Genomic DNA, 15,346 nt, shown 5'->3' with positions numbered 1-15,346 from the left:
GACGTCCGGATGCAAGAAAAGTCTTCAACGACGGTAAGTCTGACCGTGGACGACCAAACCATCCAGGCCCGGGATGACAGCAGTGTGCTGTCGGCCTGCCTGTCGGCCGGCATATACATTCCCCATTTGTGCTGGCTGGAAGGGGACACCCCGGTCGACGCCCCGGCCGCGTGCCGTCTCTGCTTCGTCGAGATCGACGGATTTCGTGAACCCGTGGCCGCCTGCGCGGTGACCGTGGAAAACGGCATGACGGTTCGCAGCGGCAGCGAGGCGGTGCGCAGCCTTCAGAAGACGGCCCTTAAACTGCTGCTGTCGGTTCACCGGGTGGACTGCAAATCCTGCCCGGCCAACAAGGCCTGCGCGCTGCAGAATATCGCCAGGTTTCTGGGCATTGGTTTAGGATGCAAACCCTTCGAACAGGTACTCAAGGAGCCGGAAGTGGACGCCCGCCACCCGGTGCTGGACTACTACCCCAACCGTTGCGTGTTGTGCGGCATCTGTGTCCGGATCTGCCGGCGGCAGCACCAGCGACCCCGGTTGAGTTTTGCCGGCCGGGGGTTCGATACGGTGGTCGGTTATTTCGATGCCGACCCGGTTGCCGCCGCGGACTGCCTGTCGTGCCAGGCGTGTCTCGAGTCATGCCCCACCGGCGCGCTGGTGCTTCGGACAGAGGGAGACGGTTAAACCCGTGGCCAGAATCCTGGTGATCGATGATGATGATGCCATACGGCTCTCCTTGAAGCTGGCCCTTGAAGATGCGGATCATCTCGTTGATGAAGCCGCCGACGGAGAGGAAGGCATGAACCGGTTCCGGATGAGACCGGCAGACCTGGTGATCACCGATATCTTCATGCCCGAGAAAGAGGGGCTGGAGACCATCGACGAAATCAAGCGGAATTATCCAAAAACGAAAATTATTGCCATATCCGGAGGGGGAAGCATCGGCCCGGAGGATTACCTGGAGATCGCCAAGCGGGTGGGGGCGGACTGCTCCCTCTTCAAGCCTTTCGACGTCCAGCATCTGGTGGCCACGGTGGGTGACCTGCTGGGGCTCCGGAAAAAATGAACCGACATGCGCCCAGGTGTTAATTGTCTGTCTGGCGGGGCCTTTTTTTTCTGGCGCTTTCCAGATGATTGAAAAACTTGTCCACGTCCACAAAACCCTCGGGTGAGATGGGAAACGACGCCATGGTTTCGATCATGGCGTTGCGGATTTTGGTGAACTCCCCTTCCAGTTCAACGTAGGGTTTTGCCCGGTCGTGTTCGAGCAGGCGCATCAGTGCGCCGATGCGGGTCATCAGCGAGAAAAATTTGGAGCCCATGTTGTCGAACTCCCGGGCGATGGCAACGCCGAACCGGTTGACCGCATTGTCCGCAAAATGGACGGTCTGGACCTGTCCGGTCTCCTCGTCCACGATCTCCAGCCCCTGGCCCGGCGTATGCTTCAGCGGCATTTGATTCAGCGCAGCCGCATTGCCCACTTTGAGGGCGTATAGCAGTTCATCGGGTTCGACGGGCATATTCCATTGGGCCATGGGACAGGCTCCTGATCTTACGGTTCCATACCAAACCGGCTCGCGGATGATCACCGGTTGTCGATAACACTTTAACCCGGGACGGATCTTCATGCAATAGCCAATGGCATTTTACGGTTGCCGCCAGATTGTCGTTGACCACGCCTTGCCGTCATTGCCCGTTGCCGGACCATGACATCGGGCGTTAAATGATTAGCTTGACATTAATTACGACCTTATTGACCCATTGTCCGGCCCGGGAGCCCCGGCCTTCTTTTATCCTTTGGACGGCAGCATCGGATCGGTTGACGGTAGCTTCAATCGCTGGAGGTTTGCATGAAAAAGATGATGATCTGTTTTGCGGCTGGCTGCCTGGGCGCGCTGGCCAACAGTCTCGTGGTCTGGCAAGCCGGTGAATTGGGCATCGCCCGGTGGGCCGGCGTATCCATCGCGCCGTCCCTGACCCCCGGCTGGCTCTACCCGCGGATTGTCTGGGGGGGGATCTGGGGGTTGCTGTTCGTGCTGCCCGTGTTGAATTCCCGGTTCCTGCTCAAGGGGGCCGTGTTGAGTCTTCTGCCGACCGCGGTTCAGCTGTTTTTCATTTTCCCATACCAGGCCAACAAAGGAATGGCCGGCCTGAGCCTGGGCATGTGGACCCCGGTCTTCGTCCTGGTTTACAACTGGGTGTGGGGTGTCGTGGCGGCGGCCAGTGTAAGGTTTTCCAAATAAAACGGATGGAGAGAATGACGGCTGAGCGGGCAAGGATCAACATCGACCCTTCTCCGCCTCGTGAGTGTGGCGGACCGGCGCTCGTCCCCCATGAACGGGATCGGATGCTGAAAGAGAAGCGATGACAATCATCGACCTGAGTCACTTTCTGGAAACGGGCATGCCCGTGTTCCCGGGCACGGCACCCCCGGTTTTCGAAGAGACGGCCTCCATCGAGGCGGACGGCTACCGTGAGAAGAAGATCGCTTTGTGCTCGCACACCGGCACCCATGTGGACGCGCCGGCCCATATCCTCTCCGGATCCAGGACGCTGGACCAGCTGCCGGTGGAGACCTTTTGCGCAAACGCCTTTCTGCTTCGTTGTACCCGGGCAGGCATGGCGCGCATCGACCGTAAGGACCTGCAGCCCCATGCGGATGCTATCCGGGAATCCGGATTCGTCGTCATTTATACCGGGTGGAGCCGATACTGGGGGACTGAACGCTATTTTTCAGGCTACCCGGTGCTCACTCCGGATGCCGCCCGATGGCTGGCCCAACAGGGATTGAAGGGGGTGGCAATGGACACCCTCTCGGCCGATCCGGCTGATGCCGTGGATTTAACGATCCACACCATCCTGCTGGGTGCCGGGCTGGTCATCGTCGAGAATCTCACCAACCTGGAAGCCGTGCCGGTCCCGACCTTCCTGTTTGCCGGCTTTCCCATGAAAATCAGAAATGCCGACGGCTCGCCGGTGCGCGCCGTGGCCATCGTGCCATGATGGTGGGCCAAAAGCTTGGATCTGTCTTGACCGGTACAGCCTGTATCCTGTTGCCTGTAGTGGTCTGCCTGACGCAGGCTGCAGCACAACCTGGAGTTTTCTTACAAAAAAGCGAATACTCGGTGACCGGTCAAACAGCCGCGCTGATTCGGCAGCGCTTGGACCGGTATACTCCCGTTCGGCATAACGGCAGGCCCTTTGACGCTTACACCCAATGGGACGTCGACTGGCAGTTGGGGTGGGTGTTCGACGCGGATGGCACTTGCCGGATTACGGCGGTTGCCACGACCGTTCGTATTCGGCAGACCTTGCCGCATCTGGATCAGGCTGATGATTTACCGCCACCTCTGGCAGATCGATGGGAACGATACATGCGTGCTTTGGTAAAACACGAAAACGGGCACGCTTCCCTGGGTATCGATGCGGCGCGAGAAATAGAGCGGCAGCTTTCGCAGTTGGGTGATCGGCGGTCCTGTGACCGGCTGGAATCGGAGGCCAATGCAGTGGCCCGAGAGATTCTTGCCCGGTATGCCATTCTCGACGCCCAATACGATGCCGACACCAATTATGGTGAACGGGACGGTGCCCGGTTCCCCTAAACCTTCGACGCTCCTGCCTGAGCGGTTGACGCTTGTTTTTATCCTCATATCAAATCAGCCGGTTATTTTTTGCTTGCCTCAACCGTCAGGATTCGTAATGATATGCATGGTTGCGCTTCAGATGGCATGGCAGCTACAGGCAGAACGCTCCTCGCGGCTTGCCGCGGAAATCGTTCAATTCCCGGAAAGCGGATGATGGTTTGGATGAAACGGCGGAAGCAATCGCTTGAACCTTGCCGGACGCAATCTTTGAACGGTTTCCTGCAGCGCGGCGTTTTGCCGCCGGCGATTGCCGTGCTTTGTGTGAAGGGAGAAACGGCGTGAAGATTGTTGATTTGCCCTTTGGCGTTACGGATTGGTCGGAAATTGAACGAACGGAACATGCCGGCGACACCGGGCTTGCCTTCTGGCAGACAAGGCATTTCGGAAACCTTCGGGTGCGCAAGGTGGAATATACGCCGGGCTATACGGCCGACCATTGGTGCAGCAAGGGGCATATCCTGCTATGCCTTGAAGGAGAGTTGAACACGGAGCTGAAAGATGGTCGTACATTTGTGCTTAGGCCGGGCATGAGCTATCAGGTTGCAGACGATGCGGAACCTCATCGTTCGTCCACACCTGTCGGCGCTAAACTTTTTATTGTTGATTGAAGACGGTTTGCGTCGCCACGATCAGGAACGATTTCAATCCAACCCGCACCTGAACCGGGTGCTGCCCGCCCTTGGAAGGACTGCGCATTGCCCGTGAATGCCAATTTTGAAGAACTCGATTGCCGGCAAACCCGCATGGGCGAACTGGTTCTTCGGCGCCGGCGCATATTGTCCCTGAACGGCCGCGAGGTCTACGAGGTCAAACTCGGCGATGAATATCTCATGTCGAGCCTGTTCCATGACTCCGAAGTGGCCCTGGCAACGATCGGCCTGGGGGCGCTGCGCGGGGAGGAGTGGGACGTCGTGGTCGGCGGCCTGGGGCTGGGATACACGGCGGCGGCTGCCCTGGCATTCAAACAGGTCAAGCGGCTGATCGTCGTCGAGGCCCTGGCACCGGTCATCGATTGGCACCGCCGGGGCCTGGTGCCCAACGGAAAAACGCTGACGCGTGACGGCCGCTGTGAATACCACCATGCCGACTTTTTTGCCCGGGTCCGCGGTGGCGGTTTCGATCCGGAGGAGAAGGGATTCCGGTTCGACGCCGTCTTGTTGGATATCGACCACACCCCCGGATTCTGGTTGCACCGCAGTCACGCCGGTTTTTATTCGGAAGCGGGCCTGCGTAGGCTGAAATCGCTTTTAAAGCCCCACGGCATCTTCGCCCTCTGGTCCAACGATCCGCCGGAAGATGCGTTTGTTGAGCTGCTTTCCGCCGTTTTTGCCGGCGCCGAAGGTCACACGGTCCAATTCGACAATCCCCTGCTGCGGACGGTGACCGCCAACGGGGTTTATCTGGCGCGCTGCGGCTAGACGGTTTACCGGCCAATCAGCGTGAGAACAACGATCGATTTCCAACTCGTTCGCCAACCCCGCGGCAAGCGGCGGGGAATGGGCTCGCTATAGCGGCTCAACCTGACGTTGCATTGGCCACCGGCCGCTTTGTTCCTTCGTGGGTGGACCGCTTTTGCGATCCACCTGTCACCTGTTTTGTTTCAGCCTCAGGGCTGTACTGTCCAGACGCACGATACGATTTTTTTTTCCTCGGCGCTTTCGATCCTGCTCATCTGCTATCTGCACTTCTTTTCTCCGTCTGGTGTGAGCACGCGTCGGGCAGCTTTCCGATCACCGACAAACGAAAAAGGAGGTACCATGGCTTATCATTTCAAGAACCTGGTTTTCGAAGGCGGTGGCGTTAAAGGCATTGCCTACATCGGCGCCATGCAGGTCATGCAGGAAAAAGGCATTCTGGACACCATCAAGCGGGTGGGGGGGACCTCCGCCGGTGCGATCAATGCGACCATGTTCGCCCTGGGCTATGACATCGCCGAGCAGCGCAGGATCCTCAAAAAGATGGATTTCAACAATTTCATGGACGACAGCTGGGGGATGGTGCGCGATTCGGAGCGGCTGATCAAGGAGTTCGGCTGGTACAAGGGCGACTTTTTTCACGACTGGATTTCGGGGCTGATCTACAAGAAACTGAAAAGCCCCCATGCCACCTTCCGGGATCTCAAGGCGGCGGGAAGGCCGGATCTTTACGTCTACGGCACCAACTTGAGCACCCGATTCGGCGAGGTCTTCTCCGCAGAGCACACCCCGACCACGCGCATCGCCGACGCGGTGCGGATCTCCATGTCCATTCCGCTCTTCTTCGCCGCATACCGCAACATCCGCAACGACGTCTATGTGGACGGCGGGCTGCTCAACAATTTTCCGGTCAAGCTCTTCGACCGTGACAAGTACATCGAGGAAGCCCAGCGCGCCATGATGGGCGTGGAGACCCGCTACTACAAAGAAGAGAACGACCGGTTCCTGAAAAAACACCCCAACTCGAGCCGGTACGTCTATAACAAGGAGACGCTGGGCTTTCGCCTGGATTCGAAGCAGGAGATCGGCGTTTTCAGAGACGGCGCCGAACCGCAGCATGCGAACATCGCCGATTTCTTCGCGTACATCAAGGCGCTGATCGGCACGGTCCTGGAAAGCCAGGGCAACGGTCACCTGCACAGCGACGACTGGCAGCGGACGATTTACATCGACACCCTCGGCGTAGGCACGACCGACTTCGACCTTTCCGAAACCATGAAGACCAAGCTGGAGCAGTCCGGGCGCAGTGGCGCCAACGCCTACTTTGACTGGTTCGACAAGAAGGCCAGCAATCCGGCCAACCGTCCGTAGCCCGGAGTCGGCTAATTTTCAACATCTCTTTGCCCATGTCGCGGTCAAGAGATGGTCTTGAACCGCGACAGCGCCCGCCAGCCCCGCTGCCTGCGGCGGGGCTGGCGGGCGAACTGGAAATCGGTTCCCATCCTGCCGGCAAACCCTCGCGTTGCTTGCCGCAGTGAATGCTGATGCTACTGACCCGGTTGAATGGTTGACTGTTGAAAGCGTAAAAGTGTTTTCATACGATCTGCTTAATCCAGCACGATCGCAAAAGAAGGTGATCGTATTATGCTTCGGGGGTGATTGCCTGCAATACAATTTGCGTTGACACGAGGAGGTGAAATGAATTCAGCTGATCGCCGGATAGGTACAATAATTGTTGTCTTGAGCCTTTTTATGGTTAGTGTCGCCTATGGTAAAGATTCGAACCTGGCGACGACTACTGAAACCAATTCCTCAAACGGGTCCGGGATCAGTGCAGAGCATTCCAAAAAGGATTCAGACGGTAAACCGCCCGAATCCGGTGGGATACTTCCGATGGGAACATTGCACATGGTTATTCAGGAAGACCGCACTGACGTCCTTTCCAAGATTGACAAACAACGTAATGCAACATTAGCGTATTTTACCAAGGAACGCTTGGCTGTTACGGGTGAATTGGAAAAAGAGTTGAATCGGGTTGCCGATCTTCTCCAGTCCGAACGGCGGGAGACGATGGTCGAGATGGAGGCAATCGGCAATCGAATCGTCGAGAATGCGATTATCAGGAGTGAACGGTTAATCGATCATTTTTTTATCCGTGCGATTCAAATGGCGTTGATCGTCATCCTGATCTTTGGTTTAACCGGTGTTGTGATATTTCGCATGGTGGCCAAAAAAAGAAGTGATCCTTTGTGACGCAAGTTGACTCCGTTGCCGATGCACGGACCGTTTCATGGCTTCGATCGTTCCGCCGACAGACGGCCAATCGTTGAAGAATCGATCCATCCGACATCCGGTCGGCCTTCGTCTGAGAGAGGCTCTGCTGCTGTTTCACTTTTTCTGGTGCATTAATCGGTGCTTGCCCGTGTCACCGCATCGCTCAGGGTCGGCGCGATCAGCGGCTGCCAGCCGGCGCCTGCCCATGTACCTAAATGGGTATGCATGTCCAGGTATTTTTTCGGTATGGGGTGTGTGCCGACGACGACCGCGGCACCATAACGGCTTTCAAGGAAGGTTTTAAATGTGTCGATATGGGGGCAGGGTGGATAGCCAACCACAAGGCCGGTAGCCAGGTGAATAACCGCTGCGCCATTTTTCACCATCTCTTCGCCGGCATATTCGATGTTTCCACCCGGACAGCCGTCACCGGTGGTAAAACCCACCAACTCGATGTCGAGGCCCGCGTAGATGCTGAATGCACCCTCTTTGTTTCTCATCGCCCGCAAGCACTTCCCGCCTGCGCAGCGGCGGTAGCGATCGCAGATGATGATCCCAATCTTTTTCTTTGCGTTCAAATCAACGCCTCACACTTCTCAACCGTTCATTTTCTCGGTTGTCGGTTGGACAATGGGGTAAGCCCGAGATTGTCGGCAAGACCACAGGCCGCATGACCAACATCTGATGCGGCATCGCAGCGGTTGTGGGGGGCAACCGAAATGCTGTTGCGCGGGATAACCCTGTCGCATCCTTCACGCTGCTGGCCGCGGTTCAGCTGTCGCCGGATGGCTGTCAGAAATTAAACACTTTCGCTTCGGCAGCCATATCTATCAAATGGGGTCCACCATCAAGGATCATGTTCGAAAAGAATTTATTCTCGTCAACCTGACGAGCCTTGGCACACGGAATTCAGACGCCTATGGGAACCTGGTTTTCGACCAGGTAGGGCAGATAGTCATTCGGACAATCTCCGGTGGGCGTGTTGACCTTAAGATCTCTTCCGGAATCCGCCCAGCGCACTCAATCCGATTGCGCCGGGGTTGACGCTAAGGGAGATAGAGCGGCGGGCCATCCAACAGGCGCTTGACAGAAACCGGGGGAAAAGGGTTGCCACGGCCAGAGAACTGGGCATCAACAAAAACACACTGCGCCGCAGGACAATTCGGTTGGGCATCTGAACGGGGGTCAGTCGAAGAACGACTGCGCCGGCACGAGTTCGCAGTTGCCGGCAGGGAGGCCACACCCGGTTTCGCATCGTATATCCCATGAAAGACGATCCGTTGACCATCCGGCTTTTACGGAATGCTCAATACGATCCAGATGCTTTCATTTTCCCATCATCGGTTGACTAACATCGGCGGGGGCAACAATGGGTGGCATCAGCCAGCGACAACGATTTTTAAGGACCCTTCTGGGCGGTGACACGGACCGGTTTCCTTTTTTCGACCTCGAGCCGGACGAGGACACACTCAGGCGATGGCGCCGGGAGGGATTTCCCGGACAGCACTCGTTTGCGACCGGTTTCAACCTGGAGACCCACCACGACGTCGGACTCATGCTGCACAGTTATCCCTTTTATCAACAAGCACCGGGGCTTTTAGACGACCCGTCCGCTTTCCACCGGCATTACGACCCGGACCAGCCATCACGGTATGCGAGCGGCTTCGTGCAGCAAAGCCAACGCAACCGCCGACAAGGCCGCGTCATTTATGTGGATGCCTCGGGAGGCGGCCTCCTGCAGATGCTGGGCGTGGGAGACTGGGCCTCTTTGCGCACGGCCTGTTTTGCATTGGTTAAACGGCCGCAGGTGGTGGAGGCCCTGGTTGAGCGGACCACTGACTTTTATTGTCTCTGCCTCGAGCGGGTGCTTTCACAAGTACCGGTCGACTATGCCTCCTTTTATGAGCCCATTGCCTCCAACCAGGCGCCCGTGGTTTCGCCGGCGATGTTTGAACGCTTCGCCATACCCGGCTACCGGAAAGTCATCGACCTGTTAACCCGGTATGGTGTTCCGCTGCGCATTCTCTGCACCACCGGCGGGAACTTGACGCCGCTTTTGCCCGCTCTCATCGATGCCGGCATCAACGGCCTGTGGATCAGCAACATTCGCAGTGCCGGCATGCAATACCCCGCGCTTCGCCGTCGGTTCGGATCTGAAATCGCCCTGATCGGCGGGATTGACGCAACGGCGCTGGCCCGGGATGAGGCGGCCGTGAGAAAGGCGGTGGAGGAGACGGTGCCGGATCTGCTCGAAAGCGGTCGTTACCTTCCCTGCCTCGATGACCGGCCGCGCAGCAACGTTCCGTTCGCCCATTATCGATTGTACCGGCGTCTGCTCGAAGAGCTGTCGCGCAAGGGGTGATCGCCATGGGGTTTTCATGATGGGTGAAACCGGTGGGTGTCGATCCGCCTGATGCCATTGCGGGGGAATGTCCTTCTGTCCATTATAGAAAGTGAAACCAGCAGGAACGGTATTCTATACAGCGGTTAACCCCTCAAACCAATAAACAAGGCAGCTCCCTGATCGAGGACCTGCCTTGTTTGAACTTGTTGACGGCTGCAAACGCTGCCGCTTCTACATCCTGTCGTCAGGCCACGTGAAAGCGCACATGATAAGGGATGGTATGAATCGCCCGGTCAGCCAGACGCTTGAATCTTCGGGTCTCAGCCAAGCGCATGCTGGTCTGGTACAGCCAGCGGTAGTAAAACGTCGGCATGACATACACCGACCTCAACTCGTGTAATTTATTGTCTGCCCAGTAGTATGTCCGCAGACGGTTCCAACGATGGGCCGTGTATCTCAGCGGCAGCAATATGGCTTTTTTCAGACGTTTCATTGGCTGGGTCCCATCACATCGATTCCCGGATTGAATCTCAGGTGCCTGTCGCTTTTCTTAGCTTCAAATCGGCACTGCGGGTATCCGTGTGACCTCTTTATGGTTATCGCCGAAAATTTCATTTACTTTAATTTCGGCCGTTAAATCGTATGACCAATCTCCACGGTTGTGCTTCCATCAATACTGTAGGGCATAAAACGGTAGGGGCAATGTGAGCCGGTTAACCGTAAGATGACAGGTAAAAACTACCCCTGGATCCTGGCGGTCAATTCATGCGCTGACCGAACAAAAATGGTGTGTTCCTTCCGTTCCACGATGACGCATCTGTGGGTCGGGGAGGAGTCCATGGGGGGTGCGATGACTACCAGCGGCCATGGAGGTAACGGCTGTTAAACCGCATCGATGCGAATTTGCTTTGGAAGAAGCGACCTCATCGATCATCCTGTAAAACGGTCGGGAAATCGATTGGGCCGGATGCAGGTGGCGCGGTGATCAGATTGAATGCGAAAAGCGGTTGGGTAGGTGTTCCTGTTGTGACACAAACGCCAGGCCCGTATGGTCATTGTGCATTTTCAACGGGAATGCCCCTTGACCGGATATCGGCGAGGGTCGTTTTGAGCTGGGCCTGGGAGCAGTCGTCTATGTGGTAGGCTTTTTGCCCACCGTCGGTGAAAAAGAACACCAGGTGGTCCGGGTCGGTCAGATAAACCTTGCGGATGTACTCACGATCGAGCCAGGGCTCGAGGACTTTCATAAAATCGTTGAATCGGCAGGTTGGCATGATCCTTCTCCTGTTTTTTTAGATCAGAAAATATAAGCAAAAGGGTAAGGCCGATTGTCTGCAGATGCAAATGGCGGCTGGAAAAAATTCACCATCAGGATGCAGGGCGCCGTTCGTGTCGATTCCCCTCGACCATTTTGGGCAAGCCGCGCAAGCGGACTCATTTCCCGTTGCTTGCGGCGGGGTTAGTGAGCGAAGGGGACGACGCAATATAATGGGAGAGAAGAACACGGTGGACAAGCTGGATGACATCATCGATCCCGGCTGCAGCCGACTGTCTCTAAAACGGGATGCATTTCCTGAGAAATCAAGTGAGCCGCCGCGATTCACCGATCAGTTCCCCGATCCTTTTACCCATCTCAAGACAGCCTTGAAAAGCGACGCACTGTGGCTGATCTGTTCATACGCCTCCTGCCTGGACAGCATTCTCCCTTCCTTTTCCAGCCGGTATCCCAGCTGGAGCGACAGGTTGGCAATCCGGGCAATTTCCCTGGCCAGATCCATCTCGGAACGAACCTCCACAGGGTATATTTCGATCAGGGGCCGATTGAAAAGCACCTCATCGTTGATCAGGCCATCCGTGGCCGTGTGGTGCTGCTGGTTGTAAGGGGTGTAGGGGACGTTGTGCAGCGGCTGGGACAAGTCGCCCACATAGTGTGCGCAAAAGGCGATATGGTATTCCGCATACTTGCCCGATCGGGTCGTTGTGCGGTATCGTCTGATCGCGGCAACGATGGCCCCGTAAAGATGGCCGTCGGTGTCATCCGGATCGTTGTAGCGATCTGCCTGGTCGAGCACCATCTTCGCGGTGACGACGGCCCCCGGCGGATTGTACACGTAGTGGTTCTTGTTTTCGATGTCACCCGCTTTGATCTTGGCGATATCGGCACCCGCCGCGTTGAACCATTTCTCGTAACCGGCGGCCTTGGCGATGGCGATGTGGGTTTCGTCGTGCCATGCCCGGCCTATGGACGGGAGGGCCCAGATCCAAAGTGCCAGCAGGTATGCCGTGCTTCTTTTCAGAGGCGGGTTCTTCTTCACGGTAACATCCTTTTACAGGCCATCGGCAGGAAAATTCCGGGTTCACCATCCGGTCATGGCGCTTTGGCGCAACGCGCGGGGCGGCCTTATGAGATTAATCCCGGACCGTCAAAATTGTCAAGCGATACCAAACCCTTGACAAGGATAGGAATCTCTGCAAACGTATGCATGTCCCTCATACCACTTGAACCATAGCTGAAACGGAGATCCACCCATGGCGCTGACGAAGAAGGACATCGTAGACCGGATCCAGGCCCAACTCGACTTTCCCAAAAACAAATCCCAGGAAACCGCTGAATTTTTACTCGAACTCATCAAGTCCAACCTGGAAGTCGGCGATGATGTGCTCGTTTCGGGCTTCGGTAAATTCTGCGTGAAGGAAAAAAAGCAGCGCAAAGGCCGCAATCCCGCCACCGGGGGAGATCTGATGTTGAAACCGAGACGTGTCGTAACCTTCAAGTGCTCCGGTCAACTGCGGGACAAGGTGAACAAAAAATGAATACGATTGCCAACCGACGCCGCCATCCTCGCCATATCGCCCTGTTCAGTGCAAAATACACCGTCAAGTCGGGAACGTACCGGGACCTGGTCCGCAACGTCAGCGCAGGCGGCATCTACATTATCAGCCGGCGGACGATCGCAGATGGTCAGCGGATCAGCCTTCGCTTTCCGGTGCTGGCCTTTGATAGAAAACCCAGCGTAACGGGTACGGTGATCCGGTCTCAGTACCGGGGGTTTGCCGTGATGTTCGACAACCCGGTTGATGAGAAAATCTGCCGGGATGGCCAACTCTCCCATGTCCACATCGAGCAGGGTCAACCCGCGCAATAACGCTTGGTCATCGGGCCCCATTCACGAGCAACCGGAAACGGCTTTTCGACAGGTACGGCCGGATGGCCTTCAAGGTATCGGTTTGTCTCTCTATGCCGGAATGCCTAAATGTGCTCGCTGATCGACGATCAACTGTGCCGGCGAACAGCAATATCCATAATCTTTGTTAACGTTCTCCCCGATGCGGTTCATACAACCGGCTGTTTTTCAAAGCTTTATTTGCATGACGGTGTTCGTGCCTGCATGTAGATCCTAACCCACAATGACCCATTTTTTGCCCAGGGAGATGGTTGAATATGGTGGCAACAGGCGTTTACTATAAAAGATCTTCGGAGCGGGCCCTCCTTTCCATTCCTGCACTACTCATTTTCATGGTGGCACTTCTGGTCGCAAGAGTACCCGGGATACCAGCGGACGAGCTCAATCCGGCATGGACCGGCGATTTTGACGGCATGGTCGAACGCCGTTTCATCCGTGCGCTGGTTCCTTTCAACAATACCCACTTCTTTCTCGACCAAGGTCGCATGTACGGGGCGACCTACGAGTTGCTGATGAAATTTGAAAAGGAGATCAACAAAAAGCTGAAACGGAAGCACTTGAGGGTCAAGATGACATTTATTCCCGTGTTCCGGGATGAAATCATACCCGCGCTGCTTGACGGCCGAGGGGACATTGCGGCTGCCGGGCTGACCATTACCAAAGAGCGGAGCAAGGTCGTCGATTTTACGGATCCCATCGCAAAGGGGATCGACGAAATTGTCGTCGCCGCTCCGGGAACAACCGACCTACGGTCCCTGGACGACCTGTCCGGTAAGGAAATTTACGTCAGAAAATCTAGCAGTTATTACGAGAGCATCAAGCGGCTCAACGTGTCATTTAAGAAGCAGGGGAAACCCCTGGTTGCCATAAAGGAAATGTCGGAATACCTGGAGGATGAGGAAATTTTGGAGATGGTCAATGCGGGGCTGGTGCCGATGACCGTGGTGGACAATTACCTGGTGGGACTCTGGTCGAAAATATTCAAGGATATGATTCCCTGCCCGGACATCAGCGTCAACGAAGGCGGTTCAATTGCGTGGATGGTCCGCAAAAACAGCCCCCTGTTGAAGCAGGAACTGGATGCGTTCATCAAGGGGCACAAGCAGGGAAGCCTTTTTGGCAATATCGTCATTGAACGCTATTTCAAAAATACCAAGTGGATCCGCAAAGCCTTGAATGATGAGGAATTGAAACGATTCAGGACAGCGGTGGCATTGTTTCAGAAATATGGCGAGCGCTATGATCTGGATTGGCTGCTGGTGGCCGCCTGTGCCTATCAGGAGTCCGGCATCGATCAAAGCAAACGAAGCCCGGCCGGGGCGGTTGGTGTGATGCAACTGATGCCCAGCACCGCCGCTGCCGATCCGATAAACATTCCCGATATCGAAAAAATGGAACCCAATATCCATGCCGGCGTCAAGTACCTGCACTGGGTTCACAGCAGCTACTTCAAGGATGAACAAATGGATCTGCCCAATCAGGCGCGGTTTACCTTTGCGGCCTACAATGCTGGACCGACGCGTATCCAAAAGCTTCGTCAGGAGGCAGCCAAAACCGGACTCGATCCCAACGTCTGGTTCAACCAGGTCGAAATGATAGCGGCTAAACGAATCGGTCGAGAAACCGTGCAATACGTCAGGAATATACACAAGTACTACACGGCCTATCGCCTATTGATCGAAAAGCAGGCCATCAAGAGCAAAGCCGCGGGGGGTGGGAACGCCAATTAATCGGCCTGTTAGCGCCTGCCGCGGGTCAGTATTTTTGCTGAACTGATTTCACTTGGTTCCATCGGCTTCGATCAAAGCAAAGCTTTCAGCAGAGCGGGAACCTCATCCAGAACCAGTCGAACCTGTGGTTAATGCCAGAAGTAAACAAGAATCATAGACAATGAAATCTGAGGCGCCTGTCCACTTTTCATGATCGGCGTGTCTGCCGGCCCTATCTGAGAGGGATGGAAACGGCAGTTGCTAATAATTGAACTTCAAAGTGATTGACAGGCTGTCACGCATATTGTTCGACAGGGACAGGTTCCATTTTCTGGCGGAATTGGCCGCACCGTATAGTTTGCCAATATAAAAAGGCAGGCCGACTCCCCCGGCAATTGCCGCAAGTGCATAATTCTCGTCATCCATTGCGGCAATTGTCCCGGCAATAAAAAGCGCGTTTACCAAGAAGGCCATTGCCCCATCCTTGTAGCGTTCCGAATAAACCTGACCGCTGCCCGGCCGTATCGCCGAAAGCGTCCCAGCCAGGGGGGGCGACTTTCGCGGCATGGCCGCGTATTCATCGAGCCGTATGAGCGATTCCTTCACAGCGGGGGCACGTTCATCTTCTGGGTAGTTAACCAGGAAACCTTCGAGTTCATCACGGCAGGCCAGAAAATCATCCTGCTCAAGCGCGTTCAGCGAGAGACCCAGTTGCGCATTTGCAGCAGCCGGATGTTTTTCATCGAACAGTCGCGACCGTTCAAATGCCACAGCA

The 15,346-nt window shown here is 55.9% G+C and carries 19 protein-coding genes and 1 pseudogene; 14 read left to right on the top strand and 6 right to left on the bottom strand.

Features of this window, described 5'->3' with window-relative positions; translation table 11 throughout:
• Positions 1-9: 9 nt before the first annotated feature.
• Positions 10-684 carry a 2Fe-2S iron-sulfur cluster-binding protein gene (locus ACZCED_RS09495; RefSeq protein WP_462970802.1) on the top strand — a complete coding sequence of 225 codons (675 nt, stop codon included), beginning with the start codon at positions 10-12 and terminating at the stop codon, positions 682-684.
• A 4-nt stretch (positions 685-688) separates the two neighbouring features.
• Entirely contained in the window at positions 689-1,066 is a 378-nt protein-coding gene (locus tag ACZCED_RS09490) for a response regulator (RefSeq protein ID WP_462970801.1), read from the top strand.
• A 19-nt stretch (positions 1,067-1,085) separates the two neighbouring features.
• Here ACZCED_RS09490 and ACZCED_RS09485 read toward each other — a convergent pair whose 3' ends face one another.
• A complete protein-coding gene (locus ACZCED_RS09485; RefSeq protein WP_462970800.1) occupies positions 1,086-1,535 on the bottom strand; it encodes a hypothetical protein in 450 nt (149 codons plus the stop codon).
• Positions 1,536-1,850: 315 nt separating this feature from the next.
• Here ACZCED_RS09485 and ACZCED_RS09480 point away from each other — a divergent pair, with 315 nt between their 5' ends.
• The 7 genes from ACZCED_RS09480 to ACZCED_RS09450 all read left to right on the top strand — a co-directional run bounded on the left by ACZCED_RS09480 (position 1,851) and on the right by ACZCED_RS09450 (position 7,312).
• Positions 1,851-2,243, top strand: a complete 393-nt coding sequence (locus ACZCED_RS09480) for a hypothetical protein (RefSeq protein ID WP_464860684.1) — start codon at positions 1,851-1,853, stop codon at positions 2,241-2,243.
• A gap of 121 nt (positions 2,244-2,364) precedes the next feature.
• Positions 2,365-3,003 carry a cyclase family protein gene (locus ACZCED_RS09475; RefSeq protein WP_462970798.1) on the top strand — a complete coding sequence of 213 codons (639 nt, stop codon included), beginning with the start codon at positions 2,365-2,367 and terminating at the stop codon, positions 3,001-3,003.
• Positions 3,004-3,125: 122 nt separating this feature from the next.
• Positions 3,126-3,602: a DUF922 domain-containing protein gene (locus ACZCED_RS09470; RefSeq protein WP_462970797.1), complete on the top strand. Its 477-nt coding sequence runs from the start codon at positions 3,126-3,128 to the stop codon at positions 3,600-3,602.
• 233 nt (positions 3,603-3,835) lie between these two features.
• Positions 3,836-4,252: a DHCW motif cupin fold protein gene (locus ACZCED_RS09465; RefSeq protein ID WP_462970796.1), complete on the top strand. Its 417-nt coding sequence runs from the start codon at positions 3,836-3,838 to the stop codon at positions 4,250-4,252.
• A gap of 93 nt (positions 4,253-4,345) precedes the next feature.
• A complete protein-coding gene (locus ACZCED_RS09460) occupies positions 4,346-5,062 on the top strand; it encodes a polyamine aminopropyltransferase (RefSeq protein WP_464860683.1) in 717 nt (238 codons plus the stop codon).
• A gap of 339 nt (positions 5,063-5,401) precedes the next feature.
• Entirely contained in the window at positions 5,402-6,430 is a 1,029-nt protein-coding gene (locus ACZCED_RS09455; protein ID WP_462970794.1) for a patatin-like phospholipase family protein, read from the top strand.
• Between the two features lie 327 nt (positions 6,431-6,757).
• Positions 6,758-7,312 carry a hypothetical protein gene (locus ACZCED_RS09450; protein ID WP_462970793.1) on the top strand — a complete coding sequence of 185 codons (555 nt, stop codon included), beginning with the start codon at positions 6,758-6,760 and terminating at the stop codon, positions 7,310-7,312.
• 152 nt (positions 7,313-7,464) lie between these two features.
• Here ACZCED_RS09450 and ACZCED_RS09445 read toward each other — a convergent pair whose 3' ends face one another.
• On the bottom strand, positions 7,465-7,911 hold the full coding sequence (locus ACZCED_RS09445) for a CGGC domain-containing protein (RefSeq protein WP_464860682.1): 447 nt from the start codon (positions 7,909-7,911) through the stop codon (positions 7,465-7,467).
• A 462-nt stretch (positions 7,912-8,373) separates the two neighbouring features.
• Here ACZCED_RS09445 and ACZCED_RS09440 point away from each other — a divergent pair, with 462 nt between their 5' ends.
• Together ACZCED_RS09440 and ACZCED_RS09435 are read left to right on the top strand one after the other, a co-directional pair.
• Positions 8,374-8,511 carry a helix-turn-helix domain-containing protein gene (locus tag ACZCED_RS09440; protein ID WP_462970791.1) on the top strand — a complete coding sequence of 46 codons (138 nt, stop codon included), beginning with the start codon at positions 8,374-8,376 and terminating at the stop codon, positions 8,509-8,511.
• Between the two features lie 191 nt (positions 8,512-8,702).
• Positions 8,703-9,695, top strand: a complete 993-nt coding sequence (locus ACZCED_RS09435; RefSeq protein ID WP_462970790.1) for a uroporphyrinogen decarboxylase family protein — start codon at positions 8,703-8,705, stop codon at positions 9,693-9,695.
• A 226-nt stretch (positions 9,696-9,921) separates the two neighbouring features.
• Here the strand turns inward: ACZCED_RS09435 and ACZCED_RS09430 are convergent, their stop codons facing one another.
• The 3 genes from ACZCED_RS09430 to ACZCED_RS09420 form a co-directional block, all read right to left on the bottom strand.
• Positions 9,922-10,170, bottom strand: a complete 249-nt coding sequence (locus ACZCED_RS09430) for a hypothetical protein (RefSeq protein WP_462970789.1) — start codon at positions 10,168-10,170, stop codon at positions 9,922-9,924.
• A gap of 559 nt (positions 10,171-10,729) precedes the next feature.
• On the bottom strand, positions 10,730-10,951 hold the full coding sequence (locus ACZCED_RS09425; RefSeq protein WP_462970788.1) for a hypothetical protein: 222 nt from the start codon (positions 10,949-10,951) through the stop codon (positions 10,730-10,732).
• 333 nt (positions 10,952-11,284) lie between these two features.
• Complete coding sequence (locus ACZCED_RS09420) at positions 11,285-11,992, bottom strand: hypothetical protein (protein ID WP_464860681.1); 708 nt, start codon at positions 11,990-11,992, stop codon at positions 11,285-11,287.
• A gap of 214 nt (positions 11,993-12,206) precedes the next feature.
• On the opposite strand from ACZCED_RS09420, the gene ACZCED_RS09415 reads away from it, so the two are divergent.
• From ACZCED_RS09415 to ACZCED_RS09405, 3 genes are all read left to right on the top strand, one after another.
• Entirely contained in the window at positions 12,207-12,491 is a 285-nt protein-coding gene (locus tag ACZCED_RS09415) for an integration host factor subunit alpha (protein ID WP_462970786.1), read from the top strand.
• Positions 12,488-12,823, top strand: a complete 336-nt coding sequence (locus ACZCED_RS09410; RefSeq protein ID WP_462970785.1) for a PilZ domain-containing protein — start codon at positions 12,488-12,490, stop codon at positions 12,821-12,823. Before ACZCED_RS09415 ends, ACZCED_RS09410 begins: the two co-directional genes overlap by 4 nt.
• A 296-nt stretch (positions 12,824-13,119) precedes the next feature.
• Complete coding sequence (locus ACZCED_RS09405) at positions 13,120-14,592, top strand: MltF family protein (protein WP_462970784.1); 1,473 nt, start codon at positions 13,120-13,122, stop codon at positions 14,590-14,592.
• A 240-nt stretch (positions 14,593-14,832) separates the two neighbouring features.
• Here ACZCED_RS09405 and ACZCED_RS09400 read toward each other — a convergent pair.
• Positions 14,833-15,346, bottom strand: a pseudogene (locus ACZCED_RS09400) (hypothetical protein); the annotation flags it as partial.

It is taken from the genome of Desulfosarcina sp. (assembly GCF_055467485.1).
This window is presented reverse-complemented; position numbering and strand designations above follow the sequence as displayed.